This is a genomic window from Rubrivirga litoralis (genome assembly GCF_031846415.1).
In the GTDB taxonomy this organism is placed as follows: Bacteria; Bacteroidota; Rhodothermia; order Rhodothermales; family Rubricoccaceae; genus Rubrivirga; species Rubrivirga litoralis.
Window position 1 is genome coordinate 30,831 of sequence record NZ_JAVRHT010000005.1, and the last position, 21,386, is coordinate 52,216.

20 protein-coding genes are annotated in these 21,386 nt (G+C 75.3%); 2 read left to right on the forward strand and 18 right to left on the reverse strand.

The genetic code is table 11. From position 1 onward, the window contains the following. Positions 1-42: 42 nt before the first annotated feature. The 18 genes from RM540_RS03560 to RM540_RS03645 all read right to left on the reverse strand — a co-directional run bounded on the left by RM540_RS03560 (position 43) and on the right by RM540_RS03645 (position 16,779). Entirely contained in the window at positions 43-375 is a 333-nt protein-coding gene (locus tag RM540_RS03560) for a PepSY domain-containing protein (protein ID WP_311662150.1), read from the reverse strand. 64 nt (positions 376-439) lie between these two features. Next, positions 440-1,942 (reverse strand): sensor histidine kinase, encoded by a 1,503-nt coding sequence (locus tag RM540_RS03565; protein WP_311662151.1) that lies wholly within the window; start codon positions 1,940-1,942, stop codon positions 440-442. Next, on the reverse strand, positions 1,923-2,597 hold the full coding sequence (locus RM540_RS03570) for a response regulator transcription factor (RefSeq protein WP_311662152.1): 675 nt from the start codon (positions 2,595-2,597) through the stop codon (positions 1,923-1,925). Before RM540_RS03570 ends, RM540_RS03565 begins: the two co-directional genes overlap by 20 nt. Positions 2,598-2,897: 300 nt before the next feature. After that, positions 2,898-4,064 (reverse strand): porin, encoded by a 1,167-nt coding sequence (locus RM540_RS03575; protein ID WP_311662153.1) that lies wholly within the window; start codon positions 4,062-4,064, stop codon positions 2,898-2,900. A 42-nt stretch (positions 4,065-4,106) separates the two neighbouring features. Next, complete coding sequence (locus RM540_RS03580; RefSeq protein ID WP_311662154.1) at positions 4,107-4,886, reverse strand: hypothetical protein; 780 nt, start codon at positions 4,884-4,886, stop codon at positions 4,107-4,109. Between the two features lie 144 nt (positions 4,887-5,030). Then, entirely contained in the window at positions 5,031-5,456 is a 426-nt protein-coding gene (locus RM540_RS03585; RefSeq protein ID WP_311662155.1) for a hypothetical protein, read from the reverse strand. Between the two features lie 11 nt (positions 5,457-5,467). Continuing rightward, positions 5,468-6,085, reverse strand: coding sequence for a DUF3124 domain-containing protein (locus tag RM540_RS03590; RefSeq protein ID WP_311662156.1), 618 nt, complete (start codon positions 6,083-6,085; stop codon positions 5,468-5,470). Positions 6,086-6,114: 29 nt separating this feature from the next. After that, on the reverse strand, positions 6,115-7,305 hold the full coding sequence (locus RM540_RS03595; RefSeq protein ID WP_311662157.1) for an AI-2E family transporter: 1,191 nt from the start codon (positions 7,303-7,305) through the stop codon (positions 6,115-6,117). A gap of 166 nt (positions 7,306-7,471) precedes the next feature. Beyond that, a complete protein-coding gene (locus tag RM540_RS03600; protein ID WP_311662158.1) occupies positions 7,472-8,743 on the reverse strand; it encodes a CynX/NimT family MFS transporter in 1,272 nt (423 codons plus the stop codon). A gap of 26 nt (positions 8,744-8,769) precedes the next feature. Then, complete coding sequence (locus tag RM540_RS03605; protein WP_311662159.1) at positions 8,770-9,375, reverse strand: trimeric intracellular cation channel family protein; 606 nt, start codon at positions 9,373-9,375, stop codon at positions 8,770-8,772. A 127-nt stretch (positions 9,376-9,502) separates the two neighbouring features. Next, the gene (locus RM540_RS03610) at positions 9,503-10,507 is read right to left on the reverse strand and encodes a YeiH family protein (RefSeq protein ID WP_311662160.1); all 1,005 of its coding nucleotides are present in this window, start codon (positions 10,505-10,507) and stop codon (positions 9,503-9,505) included. Positions 10,508-10,618: 111 nt separating this feature from the next. Beyond that, positions 10,619-11,518 (reverse strand): L,D-transpeptidase, encoded by a 900-nt coding sequence (locus RM540_RS03615; protein WP_311662161.1) that lies wholly within the window; start codon positions 11,516-11,518, stop codon positions 10,619-10,621. 2 nt (positions 11,519-11,520) lie between these two features. Beyond that, positions 11,521-12,117 carry a MarC family protein gene (locus RM540_RS03620; protein WP_311662162.1) on the reverse strand — a complete coding sequence of 199 codons (597 nt, stop codon included), beginning with the start codon at positions 12,115-12,117 and terminating at the stop codon, positions 11,521-11,523. 13 nt (positions 12,118-12,130) lie between these two features. Continuing rightward, positions 12,131-12,463 (reverse strand): quaternary ammonium compound efflux SMR transporter SugE, encoded by a 333-nt coding sequence (gene sugE / locus RM540_RS03625; RefSeq protein ID WP_311662163.1) that lies wholly within the window; start codon positions 12,461-12,463, stop codon positions 12,131-12,133. A gap of 23 nt (positions 12,464-12,486) precedes the next feature. Continuing rightward, positions 12,487-12,930 (reverse strand): hydroxyisourate hydrolase, encoded by a 444-nt coding sequence (gene uraH, locus RM540_RS03630; RefSeq protein ID WP_311662164.1) that lies wholly within the window; start codon positions 12,928-12,930, stop codon positions 12,487-12,489. Between the two features lie 285 nt (positions 12,931-13,215). Next, positions 13,216-13,989 carry a glucose 1-dehydrogenase gene (locus RM540_RS03635; protein ID WP_311662165.1) on the reverse strand — a complete coding sequence of 258 codons (774 nt, stop codon included), beginning with the start codon at positions 13,987-13,989 and terminating at the stop codon, positions 13,216-13,218. Between the two features lie 2 nt (positions 13,990-13,991). Then, positions 13,992-15,314, reverse strand: coding sequence for a serine hydrolase domain-containing protein (locus tag RM540_RS03640; protein WP_432280800.1), 1,323 nt, complete (start codon positions 15,312-15,314; stop codon positions 13,992-13,994). 76 nt (positions 15,315-15,390) lie between these two features. Next, positions 15,391-16,779 carry a YbaY family lipoprotein gene (locus RM540_RS03645; RefSeq protein WP_311662167.1) on the reverse strand — a complete coding sequence of 463 codons (1,389 nt, stop codon included), beginning with the start codon at positions 16,777-16,779 and terminating at the stop codon, positions 15,391-15,393. 270 nt (positions 16,780-17,049) lie between these two features. Between RM540_RS03645 and RM540_RS03650 the strand changes: the two genes are divergently transcribed. Next, positions 17,050-17,934: a LysR family transcriptional regulator gene (locus tag RM540_RS03650; RefSeq protein WP_311662168.1), complete on the forward strand. Its 885-nt coding sequence runs from the start codon at positions 17,050-17,052 to the stop codon at positions 17,932-17,934. 244 nt (positions 17,935-18,178) lie between these two features. Continuing rightward, entirely contained in the window at positions 18,179-21,319 is a 3,141-nt protein-coding gene (locus RM540_RS03655) for a hypothetical protein (protein WP_311662169.1), read from the forward strand. Positions 21,320-21,386: the final 67 nt, after the last annotated feature.

The window sequence follows — 21,386 nt, forward strand, 5'->3', positions numbered from 1 at the left end:
CTGGGCGGCCCGGCAGAGAACCCCGCCGGGCCGCAGCGTGGACTAGTCGCGCTCGGCGCACAGGACCTCGGCGGTGCCGGCATCGACCTCGACCTCGAACTCGACGCCGTCGCGCCAGAGGTCGACCTCGTAGACGAGGAAGCCGTCCTCCTCCTCCAGCTCGATTTCGGTCACGGTCGCGTCCGGTACGGCGCGGAGGGCGGCGTCGCTGGCGTCCTCCGGGGACACGCGGGCCATGTCGGGCTGAATGAGGTCGCCGTCGGCGACGCGGATCGTGCCCTGGAGCGGGCCGCACTCGTCGAGCGGGGTGGTCTGGGCGCTGGCGGCCGGCGCGAGGGCGAAGGCGAGGGCGGCGGCGGAAATGAGAGTCTTCATGGGTCGGGGCGGGGTGGTTGTGCCCCTCGTACCGCCCCGCCCTTGCCCGTCCCTTGCGGGCCGCTTACAAAACCGACAGGTTCGCCGCCCCGCCCGAGGCCGCCCCGCCCGGCCCATCGACCGGGAGCGCCAGCGTGAACGTGGAGCCCTCTCCCACCCCGCTCTCGGCCGTAACGCGTCCCCCGTGCGCCTCGGCGATCGCGCGGGCGAGGCCCAGCCCCAGCCCGAGCCCCCGCTCGTGGCGCGTCCGTTCGGAGCGGTAGAGCCGGTCCCAGACGCGTTCCAGCTCGTCGGGGGCGATGCCGGCGCCCGTGTCGCGGACCGCCACCCAGGCCTCCGCCCCGCCCGGACGGCCCGCGTCCCGCCCGGTCGTCACCGTCACGCGGCCGCCCGGCGGCGTGTACTTGACCGCGTTGTCGACGAGGTTGGCGAGCGCCCGGCGGAGCCGCGCGGCGTCGGCCCGCACCGCACCGCCCCGCCCGAGGTCGGCAGATAGCGTGACGTTCTTTTCCGACGCCGCGAGCTCGTAGAGGTCGGCCACGTCGCGGGCCAAGCCGTCGAGGTCGACGGGCGCGAGGTCGAGGTGGAGGGCGCCGCTCTCGGCCTCGGCCACGTCGAGGACCGTGTCGAGCGTGTCCTGGGCCGCCTCCGCCGCCTCGACCACGCGCGCGAGCGCGGCGCGGTACGCTTCGGGCTCGCGGTCGCGGCGGAGCGCCAGCTCGGCCGTCCCGCGGACGGCCGTGAGCGGCGTGCGGAGGTCGTGGGCCACGTCGTCGAGCGTGTGCCCGAGCCGGTCCACGAGCGCCTCGACGCGGTCGAGCGTCCGGTTGAACAGGCGGAGCAGGTCGGCCAGCTCGCCCCGCTCGGGCTCGACCGGCGCCCGGCGGCGGACGTCGCCCGTGTCCGTGATCGCCTCCAGCGTAGCGACGATCCGGCGGACCGGACGGAGCGCGCGCGCGGCCATCACGCCGCCCCCAAGGAGGGCCAGGAGCACGAGCGGCACGGCGACGACGGGGAACACGCGCGGCAGCGCTTCGAGCGCGTCGTCGCGCTCGTCGGAGCTGAACCCGACCTGGAGCCCGTCGCCCGACGCCAGCCGCCGCGCGAGCACGTCGAGCGTCTGCCGCTCACGCGCGTTCACGATCACCGCCGGCGTCTGGCCGAGCGGCCCGTCGAGCGCGCCGACGTCGCCGGGCCGCCAGGCGTCCGGGAGCACGAGCAGGCGGACCGCCCCGCCCCGCCCGGCGATCCGGATCAGGACCTCCTCGCCGCGGTCGTCGGCCTGGAGCCGGGCCGCGTAGCGGCGGACGCCGTCGACCCCGCCGGCCGCGTACACCCGCTCGACGGCGCCCAGCTGGTCGCGGAGGTAGGCCGCGTCCTGGCGCGCGAGGACGAACCCGTAGGCGGCATAAGCCAGCCCCAGCAACACCGCCGCGCTGACGGCGAAGAGCGCCGCGTAGCTCAGCGCGAGGCGGACCCCGAACGGGCTCCGCCACCCCGCCCCGCCCGCCCGCGCCGCCGGGCGGGGCGGGGCGGGGAGACCGGCGTCAGGGCGTGCGGAGGACATAGCCGGCGCCGCGGACGGTGTGGATGAGGGCCGGCTCGAACGGCTCGTCCACCTTCTGCCGGAGCCGGTGCACGAGCACCTCGACGACGTTCGTGCGCGGGTTGAAGTCGAAGTCCCACACGGCCTGGTGGATGGCCGTCTTCGAGACCACGCGGTCAGCGTTGCGGACGAGGACTTCGAGGAGCGAGAACTCGCGGGGCTGGAGGTCGAGCGCCTCTCCGGCGCGCGTGGCCTCGCGCGCGAGGAGGTCGAGCGACACCGGCCCGGCCACGAGCCGCGTGGTCTCGGGCGCGCCCGTGCTCCGCCGGACGAGCGCCTGCACGCGGGCCAGCAGCTCGGCGAACGCGAACGGCTTCGTGAGGTAGTCGTCGCCGCCGGCCTGGAGCCCCCGCACGCGGTCGTCCACCGTCCGCTTCGCGCTCAGGATGAGGACCGGCGTGGCGACGCCGGAGCCGCGCATCCGCTCGATGAGGCCGAGCCCGTCGAGGCGCGGGAGCATGAGGTCGACGACGGCCGCGTCGTACGGCTCGTTGACCGTGAGCGCGTACGCTTCCTCGCCGTCCGCCGCGTGGTCGACGGCGTAGCCGGCCTCCTGGAGCCCGGTGCGGACAAAGTCGGCGATGGCGGGGTCGTCCTCGACCACGAGCACGCGCATGGAACGTCGGGGTGTGGGGCGGCGGACCGGCCCGGTGTGGGCGGGGCGGGGCAGGCGACCGGGACGCGGCCGCCCCGCCCGTCTAGCCGGGGGCGGGGAGGTCGACGTCGAGCGACCGGACGTGGGCGTTGACCTGCCCCGCGCACGGGGCGGGGCGGCGAAAACGGAGCAAGGGCGGGGCGGTCCAACGCCGGCGGCCGGGCGGGGTTTGCCGCCCCGCCCCGCCCACTGGGGCACCGGGTACGCAGCCCGGGAAGCCTACCGAGGAAAACCGTACCCCGTACCCCGTACCTCCCCGCCCTACAGGTCGATCTGGACGCGGCCCACGACGAGCGTCTCGTCGGGCGGGCCGGCGGCGTCGCCGAACCCGTCGAGCGCCGTCCGCTCGACCGTCACGCCGAGCCGCACGGCGGCGACCGGCGACCAGTGGGCGGCCAGCGCCCAGGCCAGCGCCCGCTGCGCGCGCTCGGCCGCCGCGAGCGGGGCGGCGTCGGGGTCGACGTGCAGGCCGTGGACGCGGGCCGACACCTCGACGGCGCCCGCCCCGCCCGCCGTGAGGGACCGCCGCGGCACGGGCCGCTCGGCGCCCTGCGGCTCGCCCACGAGCACGACCGAGGCCGCCGCCTGCCACGCCCGGTGCGCGACCGTCACGTCGCCGCCGCCCGGCCCGGCCAGCCGGTGCCGCGCGAGCGTCCACTCGCCGAGCACGTAGAGCGGCCCCACGTCGAGCGTCGCCTGCGGCGCGAGGCGGAGGCGCGCGCCGTCAGCGCGGACGCCCGGGGCGTAGTCGAAAAAGGTCCGGTCGCCCGACGTCTCGTAGTCGGCGAGGTCGTCCTCGTCGTCCGTGCCCCGCTCGGTCCCGGCCGCCACGGCGACGCCCACGCCCAGGCCGTCGAGCGGGCCGCCCGGCCGCGCGAACACGCGGGCCGCCGCGTCCGGGCCGGCGCCCCACGCGCGGTTCGCGCTTGACCCGTCGGGGACCCCGTTGAACAGGCCGGCCTGCGCCTCGACGTGCTCCGCCTCCCACGTCAGCATCGCGCCCAGGTCGCGGCGCGGCGAGAGCGCCGTCGGGAGCGCGCGCTCGGCGAACCGGAGGTCGGACGACGACAAGAGCGACTCGTACCCGACCGGCGTCTTGAACCGGCCGACCTGGGCCTCCACCCCGCCCCCCAGCGCCGCCCCCACGTAGCCATCGAGGATCTCGACTTCGCCCTCGCCGAAGCCCGGCTCCAGGACCACCCGGTACCGCCCGTCGATCTCGGCGGCGAGCTCGAACCGCGCGCGGCGGAGGAGGAAGCCCGGCGACCCGCCCGTGGGTCCGCCGGGGAACGCGCGGACGTCGGCGTGGATCTTGGGCTCGACGGTGACCACGACGCGCCCGTCGGACGAGGCGAACCCCACCCCGCCCGACTGCGCGAGCGCGGGCGGGGCGGCGAGGCAGAGCGCGACGAGAAAGGAGCGGAGCACGGGCGGAGTGGGATGTGGGCGGGGCGGGATCGCCACGCGGTGTCAGAGCAGGAGCAAGAGGCCGGCGTAAGCGACCGCGCCCAGGAGGAGCGCGCTGAACCGGCTTTTCCGCTCTTCCGGGAGCTCCTCCTTGAGCACGTTGAGGATCACCCCGCCCCCGAGGAAGGCCGTGATGCCGGCGATCGCCAGTTCGGACACCTCGAACGCCGCCCCCAGCGCCCACCCCGCCAGCACGGACGCGACCAGCACCCACCGCCCCACGCGCTCCCACGACCGCTGGTAGTCGGTGCGGAGGCCGTAGTCGGTCACGACAAAGTGGAGCGCCATCGCGACCGCGAAGACCGCCAGCCCGAGCGCCCCCGGCTCCTCGCGGTGGACGAGGAGGTAGCCGATGATGGCGTTGTAGAGCGCGAACGAGCCCAGGTGCACCCAGAACCCCGCCCCGCCCGCCGTCCCGTTCCCCGACGCCGACGCCGCTCGGCTCGGCGCGTCCTCGTCTCCGGCCGCCTCGCCCTCGCCGCGGTGGAGGCCGCCCGACTTTTTCGCCAGCCGCTCGGCGCCGTAAAACACGAGCAGGCCTGCCAGCGCGAGCAGGTACACCTCCTGCTCGAACATCCCGAACAGCCCGCCGCTCCGGGCCGAGGCCGCCGACTGCCCCTCGGCCAGCTCGGGCATGAGGTGCACGAACACGTAGGCGACCGACACCCCGCCCGCCCCGCTCAGCCACCGGCTCCGCGGCGTGCCGTCGAGGAACCGGAGCCGGGCCGCCACGAGGTGGACGCCGGCCAGCACGAGGGCGGCGACCAAGGCGAGGCCGATCACGACGCGGCCCCTGGGCTCGGCGGGAGCGCGCGCGGCGCGGCGGGCCGGGGCTCGGCGGCAGGCGGAGTCAACGGGGGCACGTCCAGACGGGCGGCGGGGCGGGGCGGCGAGCGCCCAAGCTAGCCCCCGCCCCGCCCCAGCGGCTCAGGCCGTCGCCGGTCGCCGCGTGCAGTACCACCCGAGAAAGGCCCCCCAGATCACCACGTTGAAGAACAGGGAGAGCCCGAGCCCCCGCACGTCGCCGCCGAGAAAGATCGGCGTGCCCGTCGCCGGCGCCACGACGACCCAGAACCACAGCGTCGGGAGCACCGCGAACGCCATGCCCTTCCAGACGGCCGAGCGCGGGACGAGCCACGCGTAGATCAGCCCCCAGACCCCGCCGCTGAGCGCGAACAGGACGGCTCCGAGCACGTGGTCGAGCGCGCCGTGCGTCCCGAACGCCGTGCGGTAGGTCCCCACGAACCCGGGCGCGCCGCCCCACCCGGCCGCCCACTGGGCGTAGACCAGGGCGGCGAGGACGAGCGCGCCGAGCGCGCCGGCGACGAAGCCGGTCTGGAAGCGGGAGGGCATGGGCGGGGTGGCTAGGGGAGGTCGGGCGGGGCGGCCGCCCCGCCCAGCGAGCGGACCACCCGGCCCCGGGTGAGGAGCGAGATGCCCTGGTTCTGCGCCGTCGACACCATGACGGCCTCGACGATCGGCGGGCTCACCTCGGCCGCCGCCTCCCACTCCACCAGGAAGGTGGCGCCCACGCCGCCCGTCCGGTCGCGGGCCTCGACCACGAACGCCTCCGACGACAGCGGGCCGAGCTGGAACGGCCGCTCGGCGTAGCCCCGAACGCGCCGGCCGCCGGAGTCGTAGTACCCCACCGACGCCACGGTGATCGCGCGCTCGGGGTCCGTGTTGCGGACGCTGAGCGTGGTCGTGAGGTCGAGCTCGCGCGTGCCGTCCTGGTGGAAGATGTGGGAGTAGGCCGGGACGTAGACCGTCTGCCCGACGACCGCCTCGCCCCCGACCACCCTGCCCGCCTCGGCCGCCCCGCCCGGGACGTCAGGCGCGGCCGCCCCGCCCTCGGCCGCACGGCCCTCCTCCACCCCGCCCACGGCCGCCCCGCCCGCAGGCGGCGGCCCGTCGGGGGCGCACCCGGCGGCGACGGCGACGGCGAGGGCCACGGCAAAGCGGGCGGGGCGGGAGCGGAGCACGGGCGGGGGGGCGGGGTGGAACGCGGGCGTCAGGACGCGGCCTCAGGCACGGCCGCCGCCGGCCGCGCCTCCACGGGCGGCGGGTCGTCGGGCAGCGCGTCCGTCTCGTGGAGCACGAGGCGCCCGTCGTCGGTCTTCGACAGCTCGATCTGGAGCGTGCGCAGCCCGAGCAGGTCGTAGCTGTACAGCTCGCGGACCAAGACGATCAGGCACGCCAGCAGCGGGACGGCCAGGAGCAGCCCCAGCGCCCCGAACGCCAGCGTCACGACAAGCTGGAACAGGAGCACCACGCCCGCCGGGATCGCCAGCTGCGACTTTACGATGGACGGCGTGAGCACGTTGCTCTCGAGAAGCTGGATGGCGAGGTAGGCCGCGACGTACAGGAACACCCGCGACGGGTCGCCGCTGGCCAGCGCGAACACCACGATGGGCACGACCGGCAGAATCGACCCGATGTTGGGGATGAACGTGGCGATGCCGGCGAAGACGGCGACGACGAGCGCGCCCGGCATCCCCAGGATCAGCCCCAGCACCACCCAGACGAGCGTCGTCGTGATCGCGATCGAGAGCGAGAGCGCCGTGATCCACGTCCGCACCGTGCTGTAGAGCTCGTTCCAGAGGAACACGACGCGGGCGTGGGCGCGCTCGGGGAACAGGTAGAGGCTGCCCCGGACGTACGTCCGGGGGTCGGTGATGAAAAAGAGCGAGACGAAGATGACGATGCCCAGGTGCACGAGCGCGGCCACGAGCGTGCTCACGCCGCCGAGCACGACCGGGGCCACGGCCAGGCTGCCCTCGACGACGCGGCGGAGGAGCGCCTGCGCCCGCTCGGTCGACAGCTCCGCGGTGCCGTCGAGCGGCGGGAGCGCCTCGTACCAGAACTCGCCCTGAGTCCGAAGGTCCGCGTACACGTCCGACAGCCCGCCGATGGCCGCCGGAAGACCGCCGACGAGGTCGCCCAGCCCGCTGAGCAGGCGCGGCAGCACGAGCAGCAGGAGCGCGACGGCCACGACGCCCATCCCCAGGGCCGAGATGGCGATCGCCCAGCCGCGCGGGAGCCCCACCCGCCGGAGCCACCCCGCCGGGATGCTGATGCCGACGGCGAGCACGGCCGCGGCGAACCCGTAGAGCAGCGTGTCGCGCGCCGTCCACAACCCGACGACGACGACGACGGCGACGAAGCCGATGAGCACGCGCTGGACGAAACGGCCGAGGGTCATGGGCGGGGTGGCGTCGGGGAGCGGCACGCGGGCGGGGCGGGAAAGGGAGAGCGGGCCGAGGCCCCGGCCCGCGGCCGCATCCTACGGACAGCGGAGCCCCGCGCGCACGCCGCCTCCACCCCGCCCCGCTCGCCACCCCGCCCGCGCACTCGGGCGGGGCGGCGCCTCACGGGCCGGGCGCGTCCGCGCGGCGGACCTGCTCGTCGCGCGCCGCCGGCAGCCCGACGGCCACCTTGACGACGAGCACGACGACGAGCGAGAGGAGCGGGACCGTCCACCCGCCGGTCAGGTCGTGGAGCCCGCCGAAAAGCGCCGGCCCGACGGCCGCCACGAGGTAGCCGACCGACTGCGCCATGCCCGACAGCTCGGCCGCCGTCTCGGGCGTGTCGGCGCGGATCGCGAGGAACAGGAGCGAGAGCCCGAACGAGCCGCCCAGCACGAACCCCAGGAGCCCGACCCACACGCCCACGAGCGTCGTCCCCGCGAACAGCAGCCCGGCGAGCGCGACGGCCTCCAGCACGGCGAGCGTCCAGATGATCGGGCGCTGGTCGCGCATCCGCCCCGCCCACAGCGGCGCGACGGCCGAGCCCGCGATGCCGGCCGCCTGCGAGAGCGCGAGCATCCACCCCGCCTCCTCCGCGTTCAGCCCGCGGCTCTGGAGGAGGTCCGGGAGCCACGCGAGGATCACGTAGAAGGCCAGCGACTGAAGGCCCATGAACAGGGCCACGGCCCACGCGAGCCGCGAGCGTCCCAGGTCGCGGAGCGAGTCGAGGACCGTCCCGCGCCGGGCCGTCCGCGTCCGGCGGCGGAGCTGGGGCGCCCACACGGCGAGCGCGGCGGCGGCCAAGAGCGCCCATGCCCCCAACGCCCCGCGCCACCCGACGGCCGCCGCCAGCGGCACGCTCACGCCGGCCGCGACGGTCGCGCCCATCCCCATCGCGCTCGAATACAGACTCGTCATCGGGCCGGAGCGGTCGGAAAAGTCGCGCTTGACGAGGGCGGGGAGGAGCACGTTGCCCAGCGCGATGCCCACGCCCAGGACCACGGTCCCCGCGAACAGGAGCGCCACCGACGGCACCGCGCGGACCGCCACCCCGCCCCCGATGAGCACGAGCGCGAGCCCGATCGCGCCCTCCATCCCCAGCCGCCGCGTCACGACGGGCGTGAACGCCGAGACGACGCCGAAGGCGAGCAACGGGAGCGTCGTGAGCAGCCCGAGCGCCGTGTTCGACAGCCCGGTCGCGAGCCGGATGTCGGCGACCAGCGGCCCGACGCCCGCCAGCGCCGGCCGGAGGTTGAGGGCGACCAGCACGATGCCGGCCACGAGCAGCGCCCGCCCCGACGGGGGGACCGGCGCGGGCGGGGCGGCGGCGGACGGCGTGGCGGCGGGCGGGGCGGTGGCGAGCGGGGCGGGCACGGGCGGCGGGTCAGGGGTCACAGGCGGCGGAGGTCGGGGAGCGGGCGCTACGAGACGCCCGCCGGGCGCGGAAGTCTCAGCCCCCGCCACATCGCCAGCAGGCGGAGCCCGGTCGCGACGGCGGCGGCGGCCCCGAGCCCGACCTCGGACGCGATGCCCAGCGCCGCCCCGCCCGCGTACACCGCCCCGCCCGCGAGCGCGGCCGTCGCGTAGAGGTCGTGCCGCAGGACGGACGGCACTTCGAGGACCAGCACGTCGCGGATGACGCCCCCGCCCGTCGCCGTGAGCCCGCCCATCAAGATCACGCCGAGCGGGCCGAGCCCGAACGCCGCGCCCTTGGCCGCCCCCATCGCCGCGAACACGCCCAGGCCGACAGCGTCGGCAAGCTGGACGGCCGGGCGGAGCCGGACGAGCGTGGCCGCCGCCGCCGCCGCGAGCGCCGCGCCGGCCAGGCACACCACGAGGTACCGCTCGTCGACGAGCGCCGCGGGCGGGGTGGCGCCCAGGAGCACGTCGCGGACGAGCCCGCCCCCGACGCCCGTCGCCACGGCGACCACGGCCACGCCCAACAGGTCGAGCCGGTGCTGGACGCCGCGGAGCGCGCCGGAGGCGGCAAACACGAACGTGCCGACAAAGTCGAGGACGGTGAGCATGGGCGGGGCGGTGAGCACGGGCGGGCGGCGGACGCGTGACGAGGCGGATACGTGACGAGTGATGCGTGACTCTTCACAGGGCACCCTCACGCATCACGAATCACGCATCGCGGGGACGAACGCACCCTCACCCCGCCCACGCGAGGATCGCCGCGAGCGAGGCGCCGCCGACGGCGACCCACAAGAGCACGCCCTGCACGAGCGGCCGCACGCCGACCGCCCGGAGCGTGGCCCGGCTCAGCCCGGCGCCGATGAGGAACAGCGTGAGCACGAGCCCCTGCTTCGCGAGCGCCACGAGCACGTCGTAGAGCGCCGCCCCGCCCGGGAACACGGCGACGACGGCTGAGGCCAGCGCGAAGAGGCCGATAAACCACGGGATCGACACCTTGACCTCCCCGCCCGCCGTCTTCCGGTGCCACAGCGCCGCGCCCAGCGCGAGCGGGACGATCCAGAGCGCCCGCGTGAGCTTGAGGACGGTCGCCTCGGCCAGCGCCTCGGTCCCGTATGACGCCGCCGCCCCGACGACCGACGACGTGTCGTGGATGGCGATCGCCGCCCACAGCGCGAACTGGTGCTGGCTCATGTCCAGCAGGTGCCCCACGGCCGGGAAGACGTACAGCGCCACGCCGTTCAGCAGGAACACGGTCGCCAGCGACACGCCCATCGCCTCGGCGCCCGCTCCGAGCGCCGGCCCCAACGCCGCGATCGCCGAGCCGCCGCAGATCGCCGTGCCGCCCGAGATGAGCGCGCCCGTGGTCTGCTCGACGTGCAACAGCCGCCCAAGCAGGAGCCCCACCGAGAGCGCGAACGCGATCCCCAGCGCCGTCACCCCGACCCCGTCCTTCCCCACCGCCAGCACGGCCGGCAGCGACATCCCGAACCCGAGCCCGACCACGCACGCCTTGAGCAGCAGCTTCGAGACGCGCGCGCTCACAGCCTCGAACGGGTTCCCCAGCGTCAGCCCGAGAATGGCGCCGGCGCCCAGCGCGACGGCCGGCGACACGACGGGGAGCAGCGCCGCGGCGGCCAGCGCGAGGAACAGCGCCCGGTGCCACGCGGGCGGGGCGGGCGACGGCTCGGGCGGCAGGACGGCGTCGAACGGCTCGGCGGCCGGAACGGAGGGGGCGGACATGGAGGGGACGGCGCGTGCAGGGCCGTGGGAGAATCGGGCGGGGCGGCGCGCGAGCCACCGCCCCGCCCGCGGGTAGCCCGGCGCCGGGTCGTCCGCCGAGGGCGGGGCGGGCTAGCGGTCGCCGCGGGGGACAGCCATTGGGTCGGGCGGGAGCGTCACGGCCACGCGCTCCGGCCCGTTCGGGCCATCGACGAACCGGAGCGGGGCGCCGTCGGGCTCCTCGCCCTGCACGATGACGAGCGTGCCCGGCGCCGTCGGCCGGCCGCCGAGCGCGCCCCGCCCCGCCGTCGTCTGCCACCCGTCGGACCAGCCGTAGAGCCACTCGGCGTCGGACGTCACCATGCGGATGCAGCCGTGGCCCTGCGGCGGCCCGGTCGGCACGACGTCGTACTGGTGGAGGTGGATGCCGCGCGCGGCGTGGATGTTCATGACGTAGCGCATGAGCCACCGCTCGCCGGGCGGGGCCTCGGACGACTCGCGCTCGAGCGCGCGCCAGTTCATCGTGAACCGGCCGCTCGGCGTCGGCGTCTCGGCGGCGCCCGTCGAGGCCGGCCCCCAGCGCACGAGCCGGCCGCGCTCGTAGCCGGCCCACGTCTGCGTCGTCTTGTCGATCACGACGACCTTGTCGATCTCGGCCGCGCCGGGCCACTCGCGCGGGTACGGCGCGTAGGCGAGCGGCGACAGGTCGAAGTCGGCCGGCCGGGCGGGGAGGACGAGCGTGTCGCCGGTGCGGAGCAGGCCGGCCTCGGTCTCGCCGAGGAGCTGGGCCAGCGCGAGCCGCTCGCGGCCCAGGGCCACGTCGCCCTCGCCGACCCGCTCGTAGAGCGCGTGCCGCGCGAGGATCGAGTTGCCCGACGGGTGCTCGACGTGCCAGACGGCGTACGCGGGCGGGGCGGCCGGGAGCGGCGCCTCGCGGCCGAGGAGCGTGCCCAGCACGTCCTGGTCGTAGGATCCCTGAGCGAGGGCCGGGGCCGCGAACGCGACGAGGGCGAGGAGGAGGAGCGTACGCATGGCTAGAGACCAAAAAAATCAGCGAGGCCGGTCAGGATCAGCTTGGTCGCGACCGCCGTGAGCACCATCCCCATGAGCCGCTCGATGGCGATCAGCCCGCGCCGCTTGAGGACGCGCGCGAGGTCGGTCGAGAGCAGGAGCACGGCCCCCGACGCCGCCCACGCGAGCACAACGGCCGCCAGCCACTCGGGCCACCGCTCCGGGTCGCTGTTCATGATGAACAGGACGGCCGCCAGCGCCGACGGCCCGGCGACGAGCGGGACCGCGAGCGGCACGAGGAACGGCTCGTCGCCGCCCTCTTCGGTGTCGGCCGGGAAGACGCCGCCGGGCGGGGGGAACAGCATCCGCAGCGCGATGAGGAACAGGATCACCCCGCCCGCGACAGTTAGCGTGGCCTCGGAGATGCCGACGGCCGCGAGCAGGCTCCCCCCGGCGAACAGGAACACGAGGAGGAACGCGAGCGCGATCAGCAGCTCGCGCGCGATCACGCGCCGCCGCCGCTCGGGCGCCACCGGCGCGACGACCGCGAGGAACACGGGGACGTTCCCGAACGGGTCCATCACCAGGAACAGCAGGAGCGCGGCGGAAAACAGCGTCACGAGTCAGGGTGGGTTACGAGGGCGTCACGAGCTTGAGCCCGACGATGCCGGCCACGATGAGGCCGATGCAGGCGAACCGGGCCGCCGTGCGCGGCTCGTCGAACAGGACGAGGCCGAGCAGCGCCGTCCCGACGGTCCCGATCCCGGTCCACACGGCGTAGCCGGTCCCCACGGGGAGCACCTGGAGCGCCCGCGACAGCAGGAACACGCTGACCGCCATCGAGGCCGCGGTCGCCAGACTCGGCCACAGGCGCGTAAAGCCCTCGGTGTACGCGAGCCCGACGGCCCAGCCGGTCTCGAACAGGCCCGCGACGACAAGCGTCGCCCAGGCGGCGGTGGGGGTCATGGTCACGTCCGGGCGGGGCGGGGTCAGTTCCCGCGGTACGTGCTGTAGCCGAACGGGCTCACGAGGACGGGCACGTGCGTGTGCGCCGTCGGGTCGTCGGTGCGGAAGACGACGACGACCTCGGGGAAGAACGGCAGGCTCGGGCCGTCGTCGTCGGCCATCTCGTCGTCCCAGTAGTCGCTCAGGTCGAACGTGAGCCGGTACGTCTCGGTCCCGCTCACGCGCGGCGCCGACTCGTCGGCCGTGAACGACTCGACGCGCCCGTTGTCCTGGGAGACGGCGCGGCCGAGGAGCGCCCAGCCGTCGCCGGTCTGGACTTCCAGCATGACGGGAACGCCGCCGCCGCCGACGCCGCGGGCGATGTCGAGCACGTGCGACGAGATGCCGAGGTCCTGAACAGCCGTCTGGGCCGACACCACGGGGGCTAGGGCGCACAGGGCGACGAGGAGAGAGAGGCGGAAGGGCATCGAGAACGGCGGAGGAGACGGAGCGGGGCGGCGACTCAACGCGCCACCCCGCCCCGAGGTACGGCGCGCCCGGCCCAGAACCGGAGGAGAGACGCGGAAGGCCGCGCAAAGGGCGGGGCGGCTCCCTTCCCCACCCCGCCCACACCACTCTGCGTGGGCGGGGTGGGCATCTGACGTCGATCTCCGCGGGCGGGGCGGCCATCGGAGCGCGGTTCAGGAGGGCACGGAGTACGCCCACCCACAGCCGTACCCGGTACCGTGTACCCCGTACCTCCCCGGAGGGGCTCAGTCCAGCGTCTGCACGCCGCCGCCGTTGACGAACAGCGTCTGCCCGCTCGTCCACGACGAGGCCGGGGCGGCAAAGTAGAGGACGGCCGCCGCGATGTCGCCGGGCTCGCCCAGCCGCTCCAGCGGCGTGTGCTCCAGCATCTTGGCCTCGACCTCGGGCGTGAGGACGGATTCCAGCGCGCCCGTCCGCACCGCGCCCGGGCCGACGGCGTTGACGCGGACGTGGGGGCCGTAGTCAAAGGCGAGGTTGGCCGTCATGTGGTTGAGGGCCGCCTTTGACGAGGCGTAGGCGCTGATCGCTGGGCTCCGGTTGACCGAGGCCATCGACGTGATGTTGACGATCGAGCCGTACCCCGCCTCCCGCATGTGGGGCGCGCACAGCTGCGAGAGCCGCCACGCGCTGAACACGTTGAGCCTGAAGACCGACGCGAACTGCTCGACCGTGATGTCGTCCGGGCTCTCCCGCCCCGCCCCGCCCCCGCCGGCGTTGTTGACGAGGACGTGGACGCCGCCGAACTCAGCGACGGCCCGCTCGACCAGCCGCTGGCGGTCGGCGTCGTCGGTCACGTCGCAGTCGACGGCCAGCGCGCGGCCCCCGGCGGACCGGATCTCGTCGGAGGCGGCTTGGGCGTCCGCTAGGTCGAGGTCGGCGACCACGACGGCGGCGCCGTAGTCGGCGAGCATCTGGGCAGAGGCGAGGCCGATGCCGTTGGCGCCGCCGGTGACGATGGCGGTCTTGCCGGAGAGGTCGAAGAGTGGAGTCGGAGTCATGTCTAGCGGGAATCGTGGGCCATGAGGTAGTCGGCGACGGCCTGGTAGGCCGGGAGCGACGTGGGGTCGTTGGCGGCGTTGGCGGCGACGGGGTGCGACGCGAACCGGACGATGACCATCTCGGCCGTCGGGTCGACGTAGACCGTCTGCCCGTGGACGCCGCGGGCGGCGAACGCGCCGTTCGCGTTGTTCGTGATCCACCACAAGTCGCGGTACGACCACCCGTCGAGGGCGGGGTGGTCGGACCGGGCGAAGTCCTCGACGCTCCCGCCCCGCCGGATGTCGGAGATCGCCAGGCGCGGCAGGACCTGCTCGCCCCGCCACATGCCTTCGTTGCGGATGAGCTCGCCCAGGCGGCCCATGTCGCGGAGCCCGCCGCTAAACCCGCCGCCCGCCGCCGGCGTGCCCACGGCGTCGACCTGGTAGTAGCCCGACTGCTCCATGCCGATCCGGCTCCAGATCCGGTCCGACAGCAGCTCGTTCAGCGGCTGTCCCGAGGCACGCGTCACGATCCACCCCAGCGCGTCGGCGTTGGGGGTCTGGTAGGCGAACGCCTCGCCGGGCGGGCCGGCGGCCTGGATCGTCTGGAGGTACGCCAGCGTGCCGACCGGGCCGTCGCTCGGCGCCGCGGACGGGTCCGTGGCCTCGGCGTACTCCCAGATCTCGGCGTCGGGGTCCGCGTAGTCCTCGCTGTAGTCCAGGTTCGTCGTCATGTCCATGACCTGGCGGACGGTGACGTCGCCGAAGGCCGAGCCTTCGAGTTCGGGAACGTAGTCGGTCACGGGCTTGTCTGGATCGAGGGTGCCTTCGACGGCCAGCGCCGCCGCCAGCAGGCCGGTGAGCGACTTGGTGACCGACATGGCCGCGTGCTTGCCGCCGGGCGTGAGGGCGCCGAAGTAGCGCTCGTAGACGATCCGGCCGCGGTGCAGGACCAGGATGCCGTCGGTGTAGTTCGCCCACAGCGACTCCTCCCACGTCATCGGCTCGCTGGCGTCCCACGGCACGAACGTGACCGAGTCGATGCCGGCGTCGAGCTCGACCTCGAACGGGACCGGGTCCCCCAGCCCGCGACCTACGTTGACGGTCGGCAGGAACTGGCGCATGTGGGCCACGCTGTAGCGGAGCGCCGGGAACTCGAAGAACGACCTGTCGACCGCGCTCAGGACCTTGTCGGGCGGCGGCGGCGAGCCCTGCATCCACCCCATGTCGATGGGGTCGCTCTCGCGGGCGGAGAGCGGCGCGTCTTGGGCGGCGGCGGGCGAACTCATAACGGTGAGGAGCAGAGCGGCGAGCAGCGCGCTCGGCCAGCGGAGGGATGGGTTCATCGTGGAGAAGTCGTAGGAGAGGTGCAAGCGAGGGCGGAGGCGGACGGGGCGGGGACGGGCGGGGCGGAGACAGGCGCTACCCGGTCCGCTGCCCGCAGCCCTCGTGCGTCCGGCCGTCCAGCTCGACGGTGACGCGGGTGCCGGTCGTATCGCCGCTGTCGGCGTCGGTGCACGGTTCGTCGGTAGCCGTCACGACGAGGCCGTCGGCGCGGTAGACCGTTTGGGCGCCCGACCGCGTGACCGTCGCCGCCCCGCCCCGTTCCTCGAAGGCGCCGACGAGGCGGAGGCGGGCGCCGTCGCCGGCCTCCACGACTTCGAGGTACCAGCCGTCGCCGGTGCCCCGGAGCAGGAGCCGCCCCGCCCGCGCCGGGTCGGCCGGGCAGTCGAGGAACTCCTGGCCGTCGACGTCGAGCAGCGCGTAGTCCTCGCCCTTCGTCCAGACCGTCACCGGCCCGTCCTGGTACTTGGCGCCGCTGGCGGAGACGACCTGCCCGAGCACGCGGTACGTCCCGCCCTCGCGGCCCTCGAAGCGCGGGGGCAGCCACAGCGCGACCTCGCCCGGGCCGGTGCGGATGCGGAACGTGAACGGGCCGTCGTCGCTGGCGCACGTGTAGGCATAGTCGCGGCCGGTCTCCTGCGGCGGCATCCCGCCGAGGTCCGGCGCGGCGCCCGCCCTGAACACGAGCGCGCGGCCGTCGGCGGCGCGGAGCGTGAGCCGGTCGCCCGCCACGCTGTACCCGACGACCTGCCCCAGCGTGCCGAAAAAGTCGCGGGACGACGAGGGCGGGGCGCACGCTGCGAGCGTCGTGGCCGCGTCCGACAGCACGAGGTCGCCGCCGGGCTCGGTCCGGTAGGTGCCGCCGTACTGGTTGCAGTCGGCCTGGCCGAGGAAGCGGCCGTCCTCCAGGAACGAGACCGTGAACGCGCCGTCGCCCTCGGGCGGGGTGGGGGCGCCCCCGGCCGCGCGCAGCTCGACGAGCCGCCACTCGGGGCCGCGGAGCACGTCCGCCCCGCCCCCGGATTCTCCCTCGGGCTCACTCGTGACCTGGACGACGCGGACCTCGACGCCCGACGACGGCGCCCCGTTCGTGAGGACGGGGACCGCGGTGTCGGTCGTCCAGGTGAGGTCGCCCAGGGCGTCGCGGATCTCGGCGCGGACGACGTAGCGGTGGCGGGCGTCGACCCGGTCCGCGTCGTAGCGCAGCGTGAACGGGACGGGGACCGACACGCCCTCGGTCGAGATCGTCTCCTCGGCCAGCGTCTCCGCCGGCGCGTCGGCGCGGCTCACGTCGAGGAGCCGGACGACGACGGCGGCGTCGGGCGGCAGCGCGATGCGGGGGAGGTAGGTGACGGTCCCGGCCAGCTCGGACGTCGCCGCCCCGCCCGACGACCCCGTCGTTGCGCACCCGCCGAGCGCGAGCGCGAAGAGAGCGAACAGGAACGCTTTTGCAGAAGACGGAGCCATAGAAACAGCGCGGCAGAGGAGGCGGCGGACTCCCTACGAACGCGGGCCTGCACGAGAGGTTGTATCGATCCTTTGGATCGGGCGGGTAGGCCGCCTCTATCATTCGATCCCCACCCCCTCCTCCCGACTCTCCCCGGCCCCAGGCTCCGGCCTCCGCCCCGCCCGAGCCGCCCCGCCCGACGTTTCGCTCTTCGTGCCGGCACGGGCGCTCGTTCGTGTAGGCGTGGGGACCCCGAGCCCGCCCAGGAACACCCCCAGCCAACCCGACGCATGGAGCTCCGCCACCTCCGCTACTTCGTCGCCGTCGCCGAGGAGCTCCACTTTGGCCGGGCCGCCGCGCGGTCGTTCGTCGCCCAGCCGACGCTGAGCCAGCAGATCAAGACGTTCGAGGGCGAGGTCGGCGCGCGCCTGTTCGAGCGGTCGCCCCGCGTCTCGCTCACGCCCGTCGGCGCCGTCCTCCTGCCCCACGCGCGGCGCGTGCTGGACGAGGCCGCGTGTGCCGAGGCCGCCGTCCGGGCGGCGGCCGAGGGGCGGGCCGGCGCGCTCCGCGTGGGCTACGAGGCGCCGATCATGCGCGACGGCCTGGCCGAGTCGATCCGCGCCTTCCGGGCCGACGTGCCCGACGCCGGCCTCCACTTTTGGGAGGCCGGGAGCCGCGAGCAGGTCGAGGCCGTCCGCGAGGGCCGGGCCGACGCCGGCCTCGTGCTCCTGCCGGTCGACGAGCGGGGCGTCGAGGTCCGGGCGATTGCCGAGTCCCCCATTTTCGTGGTGATCCCCGAGGGGCACCGGCTGGCGGGCCGCGAGACGGTCGCGCTGGCCGAGCTGTCCGACGAGCCGCAGGTGGCGTGGGCGCGGGACCCGGCCCCCGAGGTGTACGACCAGTACCTCCGAGCGTGCGGGGCGGCCGGCTTCGTCCCGCGCGTCGTCCAGGAGGTCCGCCACGCCGAGAGCCTGCTCGGGCTCGTCGCCGCCGGCGTCGGCGTGGGGACGATGCACGCGGCCCGGGTCCAGCCGGGGTACCCCGGCGTGGCGTTCGCGCGGCTCGTCGAGCCCGCGCTCACGATCCGGACCGGCGCCGTGTGGCGGCGCGGCGACGGCTCGCCGCTGCTGGCCCGGTTCCTCGACGCCGTCCTCCGCCCCGCCCCGCCCCTCTAGCCGCCCCGCCCAGCGGGGCCGATGGGTTGTTTCCATCACGGCGATCGCCCCTGCCAATCGCCGCCCCGCCCGCGGGCCGCGTGAGGCGTTGGCGGGCGGGGCGGGGCGGTTTCGCCGGCCTCGGCGCCGGGGCGGGGCGGGGCGGCCGGGCGGGGACGCCGGGCGGGGAGCGCCGCGTGGAGAAAACCAGGAGACGCCGCCCCCGGTGAGGCCGTACCTACAGGGCCTGCTGGACCCCCCGCTCATGCGCGCCCTCGCCCTCTCGCTCCTCGCCCTGCTCCCCGCCGTCGCCGCCGCCCAAGGCGTGGGCGGGCCGGCCGCCGGCCCCGACTCGGCCGCCGCCCCGCCCCGCCCGGCCGGGGTGCTGGCCTCGGCGCTGGAGGCCCCGCCGCTGCCCGAGCCGGCGGCGCCCCCCGAGCCCATCACGTCGATGGGGATTCCGCCCACGTTCAAGCCCTACGCCGTGGGCGGGGCGGTCTGGGACCGCGAGGCCGGCGCCGCCGGCGGCGCCCTCACGGCCGGCGTCTACCGCGACCTCATCAACCCCATCGTCGGCGTCGGCGTCGCCCTCGAAGGGTCCGTCGGGTGGACGGGCGGCGACGAGGGCGGGGCGCGCGGGGCCGTCCGGCTGTTCGGGTCGGCGCCGTCGCTGGCGCTCCAGGTGGGCGGGGAGGTCCGGCTCGACGACCCGGAGTTGGACCTCGTGGTTTCGGTTCTTCCGCCGCTCCGGCGGAGCGGTCCGCTCGGGCAGGGCGGCGCGCTCCGCATCGACTGGATCCCGACGCGGGACCACTCCTTCCGGCTGGGCCTGAAGCTCCCCCTGGGCCAGCGGTGGCTGGGCGAGGCGCGCCCGCGGCACGTGGAGGCCGTGCTCCCGCGCGCGCCGCGCGCCGACCGGGAGGCCGCCCCGCCCACCCCGCCCGCGCCGGCCGTCGAGGCCGCGCTGCGCGAGGCGGCCGAGGGCGCGTTCTGGCTCACGGCCTTCAACACGGCCTTTCTCGACAACAGCGGCCGCGACGAGGCCGTCGGGCTGGAGGACTTCCGCCGCCAGCTCGTCGACTGGCGCGACTCGCTCGCGCAGCGGGGCGGGGCGGCCAAGAGCGCCTTCCCCACGTTCGCCGAGGCCGAGGACGGCTACCACGCTGGCGTCGAGCGGGCCTTCGCGCTCGCGCTCGGCGGGCGGGGCGGGGCGGCCGCGGCCGACGCGGCGCGGGCAGCCCTGCTCGACGAGGTGCTCATCCCCTACGACCGCCTGATCGGGCAGCCCAGGGAGAACGACTCGCTCCGCGGCCTCTTCCCCGCTGCCCAGGACCGCTTCGGCCGGTGGCTCGCCGACTCGTCGGGGGCCGACGCCGGCGCCCAGGCGCGGGCGCAGGACGCCTTCTCCCACCTCCTCGACATCGCCGAGTCCACGCGGGCCTGGCTCCTCGACCGCTGGCACGACGACGGGCGCAAGGTGTGGCTCCCGCTCCAGCTCGGGATGCGCCCCGAGGCGCACGACTCGCAGGACGAGCTGAACGAGATCGTCGGGCGGACGGTCGGGCGCCCGCTCACGACGGGCAACCTGGCCCTCCCCATCAACAACACGTGGTTCTACCGCGACCTCGTGGCCTCGCTCCACGACGCCGAGGACTACCACGTCCTCTGGGTCCACGACTTTGCCGGCTACGACGCCATCGGCCAGCCCGACACCGTCGCCTACCGGGTGACGACGGCCGGCTACCTCGACGCCCTCACCGAGTCCGTCCGGCGCTACGACGAGACGGGGCGGCTGCCGACGTTCCTCCTCTTCCTCGACGTCAAGAGCTACGCGACGACGGGGGGCGGGGTGTGGCTGAAGGTGCTCCAGGACCCGCTCCGCCGGCGGTTCTCGCTGCCCGGCGACCACCCCGAGATGGAGGACGGCGTGCGGCGGGCGCAGGACGCGCTCCGCGCGGCGGTCGCCGGGAGCGCGAGGCTCCAGCGCGAGGCGGCCGAGCGGGGCGGCGACGGCTGGATCCGCGACGTGGTGAAGGTCCACCTCAACATCACGTTCCCGGCTGACTTCTCCTTCCGCTCGTCGGAGCTCATCTCGTGGTGGCCGGACTGGACCAACTTCCTCCCCGACGAGCTCATGCGCGACCACCGGAAGGTGGCCTTCTACGACGTGACCGAGCGGGACCCCCGCCGCGGGCGGGGCGTGTTCGTGGGGACCGGCGTGGGCGAGCAGTACGCGTCGCCGACGTGGGAGGACCGCGGCGTGGTGGCGACCGGGCCGGCGCTCGTCGCGCTCAAGACGGCGGCGCGCGAGCTGCTGCTCTCGCAGGGCTTCGACGCCGACGAGATCCCGCCCCCGCTCCGCGCCGAGCCCTTCCCGCCGACCTACGACGCGCTCGTGGCCGAGCTGGACGCGGGCGGGGCGGACGCCCGCGCGATCAACGTCCACAACGAGGTGGGCTACGCACCCAAAGAGGCCACGGTCGCGCAGGCCACGCTCTACAACCTCATGCCGGCGGGGTGCGTGATCTACGTGCCGGACTCGCTCTGGCTCAGCGCGTTCTGGTCGGGCCAGCTTGTCGGCGCCGCCTTCCGCGGGTGCGCCGTGCGCGTGATCGCGCCGGCCTTCGCGAACGCGCCCTCGGCCTCGGCCCCGGTCATGGCCCGGAGCCGGGCGCTGATCGCGCGGATGCTCCTGATCCAGAACGAGATGGAGGACGTGTTCGCCGCGGCCGGCGGCGACTTCCGCGTCGGCCTCTACACGCGGACGTCCGAGGTGGACGACCTGGCCGGCCTGCTCCGCGAGGCGTCCTCGCAGTTCGAGCGGGGCGCGTTCCTGCGCGAGGAGTTCCCGTTCCCCCAGGACGTCTACGACCTGTTGCAGACCGTGCCCGACGAGCTCGACGAGGCCGGCGTCACGGTCCAGCCGCTCGTCACCGACGTCGTCGAGCGGCTCCCCAAGCTCCACCGGAAGACGCAGCTCCTGGGCATCGGCGCGGTGACGCGCCAGATCGCCCGCGAGATGGACGTCGAGACGGTCCGCGAGGGGCTCCGGGCGACCACGCTGGGCACGATGCTCGCCGACAGCGTCCGGGGCACAATGGCGACACGGGCGCAGGCGCAGTACCCGATGGTCGAGCGCGTGGCCCGACTCCGCCCCGCCCTCCGCGACAGCGCCGTCTTCTTCTCGCTCGTGGGGTCGATGAACAAGGACTCGCGGAGCATGATGCTCGACGGCGAGACGATGCACGTCGTGGGCGGCCCGTGGGCGATGGTCCACTACCCCGACTTCGCCCTCTTGCTCGGGCGGACGACGTGGATCGAGGAGCAGAGTCAGATCGACGAGCTCATCCCGCCCTACAGCGCGCTGGAACGCTGGCTGGGGCGGATCCTGCGCGAGGTGCTGTAGCGGGCGGGGCGGCCTCCACCCTCCCCCACCCCGCCCGCGGGCGGATTCCGCCCCGCCCCCATCCTGG

What these genes read in the sequence shown, in the direction of transcription:
- RM540_RS03560 (WP_311662150.1), bottom strand. Translation starts at nt 375, where the DNA reads ATGAAGACTCTCATTTCCGCCGCCGCCCTCGCCTTCGCCCTCGCGCCG.
- RM540_RS03565 (WP_311662151.1), bottom strand. Translation starts at nt 1,942, where the DNA reads ATGTCCTCCGCACGCCCTGACGCCGGTCTCCCCGCCCCGCCCCGCCCG.
- RM540_RS03570 (WP_311662152.1), bottom strand. Translation starts at nt 2,597, where the DNA reads ATGCGCGTGCTCGTGGTCGAGGACGACCCCGCCATCGCCGACTTTGTC.
- RM540_RS03585 (WP_311662155.1), bottom strand. Translation starts at nt 5,456, where the DNA reads ATGCCCTCCCGCTTCCAGACCGGCTTCGTCGCCGGCGCGCTCGGCGCG.
- RM540_RS03595 (WP_311662157.1), bottom strand. Translation starts at nt 7,305, where the DNA reads ATGACCCTCGGCCGTTTCGTCCAGCGCGTGCTCATCGGCTTCGTCGCC.
- RM540_RS03605 (WP_311662159.1), bottom strand. Translation starts at nt 9,375, where the DNA reads ATGCTCACCGTCCTCGACTTTGTCGGCACGTTCGTGTTTGCCGCCTCC.
- RM540_RS03610 (WP_311662160.1), bottom strand. Translation starts at nt 10,507, where the DNA reads ATGTCCGCCCCCTCCGTTCCGGCCGCCGAGCCGTTCGACGCCGTCCTG.
- RM540_RS03615 (WP_311662161.1), bottom strand. Translation starts at nt 11,518, where the DNA reads ATGCGTACGCTCCTCCTCCTCGCCCTCGTCGCGTTCGCGGCCCCGGCC.
- sugE (WP_311662163.1), bottom strand. Translation starts at nt 12,463, where the DNA reads ATGACCCCCACCGCCGCCTGGGCGACGCTTGTCGTCGCGGGCCTGTTC.
- uraH (WP_311662164.1), bottom strand. Translation starts at nt 12,930, where the DNA reads ATGCCCTTCCGCCTCTCTCTCCTCGTCGCCCTGTGCGCCCTAGCCCCC.
- RM540_RS03635 (WP_311662165.1), bottom strand. Translation starts at nt 13,989, where the DNA reads ATGACTCCGACTCCACTCTTCGACCTCTCCGGCAAGACCGCCATCGTC.
- RM540_RS03640 (WP_432280800.1), bottom strand. Translation starts at nt 15,314, where the DNA reads ATGAACCCATCCCTCCGCTGGCCGAGCGCGCTGCTCGCCGCTCTGCTC.
- RM540_RS03645 (WP_311662167.1), bottom strand. Translation starts at nt 16,779, where the DNA reads ATGGCTCCGTCTTCTGCAAAAGCGTTCCTGTTCGCTCTCTTCGCGCTC.
- RM540_RS03650 (WP_311662168.1), top strand. Translation starts at nt 17,050, where the DNA reads ATGGAGCTCCGCCACCTCCGCTACTTCGTCGCCGTCGCCGAGGAGCTC.
- RM540_RS03655 (WP_311662169.1), top strand. Translation starts at nt 18,179, where the DNA reads ATGCGCGCCCTCGCCCTCTCGCTCCTCGCCCTGCTCCCCGCCGTCGCC.